Here is a 2,284-nt window from a genome sequence, read left to right as displayed (position 1 = left end):
AGCCGACTAAGATTAGTGTGCCGATGAAACAGAAACGCTGCATGATGAGCCCCGCCTTCTTGGAGCAAGTCCTTGTGGCCGGATTTACATCAGCGCCTAAATCTTAACCATTCATGCGGACGCCCTGAGAGGTTAATGCTATATAAAAATGAATTTGGGTCTGATTTTGATTTAGGATTCAACTTAAACGACTACTCTTACCTTAATGATAAAAGTTGGCATAACGATGCAAGTCCAAGCTTTTACTTTAACGTCGGTTCTCAGTACTACGTGCTGTGGGTAGATTACTCCGAACCAAGTAAGCGTGAAGACTCAAACAGTCGATACTTAATTCAAGAAGCTATAAATGAAGGGAGTGAAAATGATCCAGAAGTTTATAGCTCCGATGGGGGCGTTATTTTTGAAAGTGAGAAAACCAGAGAACTCAATCAATTTTTAAAAGCGTTATTTACTCACTCAGGTAAATAAAGCAGTAGGCGATGATTACTTACTTCTACAAGGTCACATCTTCATCTAGAGGCCTGGACATCTAGAGGATTTTTACTTATCATTAAGACAAATAGAACGTATAGGTTTTCCCATTGAATCACATTGAATTATTTGCGGGCTGCGGCGGCCTGTCATTAGGGCTAGACAAGGCTGGATTTGAACTCTTGTTAGCCAACGAACTTTCACCTATGGCCGCGGAGACTTTTGCCTACAACTTCTTCAACGAAGACTTAGAGGAGAAAGCTACTCAAAATAAAAAATCTAAACATACATTATGGATTGAAACGCAACATCCTGAATTAAAGGAAAGACTTAAAGAAAACCCCTTTAAAACAACTACTGAATACAGTGACTTAAAAGGCTTACCCTCTTGGAGCTCGCTTGATGGGAAATTACTCGTTGGCAGTATCGTTAAACTAAATAGTCTACTTGATAAAACTCCAGAACTAGTTAATCAATTACGATCTGGATTCGGAAAAGGCTTAGACCTCGTTTCAGGTGGGCCTCCATGCCAGAGTTTTAGTATGGCAGGCAAACGAGAAAAAGATAATGACAAAAATACTTTGCCATGGGAATTCGCCAACTTTGTAAATCATGTAAGGCCGAAAATTGCACTTCTTGAAAATGTTACCGGTATCTTACGAGCATTTAAAAATAAAAAGGGCGATAAATTCCATGCTTGGTATGAAGTTGCAAAGGTTTTTTCATCTATTGGGTATGTACCATTATGCTTACATGTAAACGCAAAATTTGTCGGCGTTCCACAAAATAGACCAAGGTTCATAATGATAGCGGTTAGGCTGGATTGTCTCTCGACCTATCTAAAACATTGTAGTGCCGAAAATGCAGAGATCTGGGCACAACCACGTTCATTTTATGACTTGGTACAAATTCATCAAGCGTCCCTAGATTTTGGTCACTTAGACTACATTGATGTAATGAAGGATAAAGATGTTAAAAAATTCTCTAATACCTTTTTAGCACCATTTACGGCATATATAGGACGTGAAATTGCGGTAAAAGATGCTATTGGAGACCTTAAAATATTCAATCGTGACAATGAATCTGACTATATAAAATATTTGAATGAAACATTTTCTAATTTAAAGAAGCACCCAAAGTATCTAAATCACGACCTAAGAAATAACAGTCCTTTAGTCCAACGTCGGTTTAGGCTATACCAGGTATTACAACAGCTAAGTGACAGAACTCTCACTCGGAATGTTTTTGAAATTCTTAGGGGAAACTCCAAGTTACTAGATGAAGAAAGCTGGAAAAGACTGTCTGAGTTAAAGTATCTCCACGAGAATGGTGAACTATACCAATTTGCATCAAAGGGTGAATTAGAAAAATACTTAAAAGCTCACCCGACTAAAAAACAAACACAAAAAGCCTTGATAGCCTCTAAGCCTGCACCAGCTGCGCTATCGATTCCAGACGATGCTTGTCACTATGATGAAAGTGAATTAAGAGTGCTAAGCGTAAGAGAAATGGCTCGTATTCAGTCTTTTCCTGATAATTTTATATTTCGCTCTAAGGTTACAACTGGCGGACAAATGAGAAAGTTCCAAGTTCCTCAATATACTCAAGTTGGAAACGCTGTACCTCCGTTGTTAGGTCTTGCACTTGGCAAAGTTATTAGCGAGTTACTGTAAATGAAATGGCTGAGTGGTAAGCCCCTAGAACAGTAGACACTTCATAGAGTTATACTTAACCAAAAATATGAGGTGTTACATGCGCGGAAAACGATATCCAGATGAGTTCAAAATAGAAGCTGTTAAACAAGTCACTGAGC

2 protein-coding genes are annotated in these 2,284 nt (G+C 38.6%); both read left to right on the top strand.

Going from position 1 to position 2,284, the window contains the following annotated elements; all coding sequences use genetic code 11:
- Positions 1–135 precede the first annotated feature (135 nt).
- A complete protein-coding gene (locus KU855_RS18610) occupies positions 136–468 on the top strand; it encodes a hypothetical protein (RefSeq protein WP_218532775.1) in 333 nt (110 codons plus the stop codon).
- A gap of 113 nt (positions 469–581) precedes the next feature.
- Positions 582–2,144, top strand: coding sequence for a DNA cytosine methyltransferase (locus KU855_RS18605; protein ID WP_218532773.1), 1,563 nt, complete (start codon positions 582–584; stop codon positions 2,142–2,144).
- Positions 2,145–2,284 lie beyond the last annotated feature (140 nt).

The sequence above is a fragment of the Shewanella sp. NIFS-20-20 genome, assembly GCF_019209865.1.
Lineage (GTDB): Bacteria > Pseudomonadota > Gammaproteobacteria > Enterobacterales > Shewanellaceae > Shewanella.
This window is presented reverse-complemented; position numbering and strand designations above follow the sequence as displayed.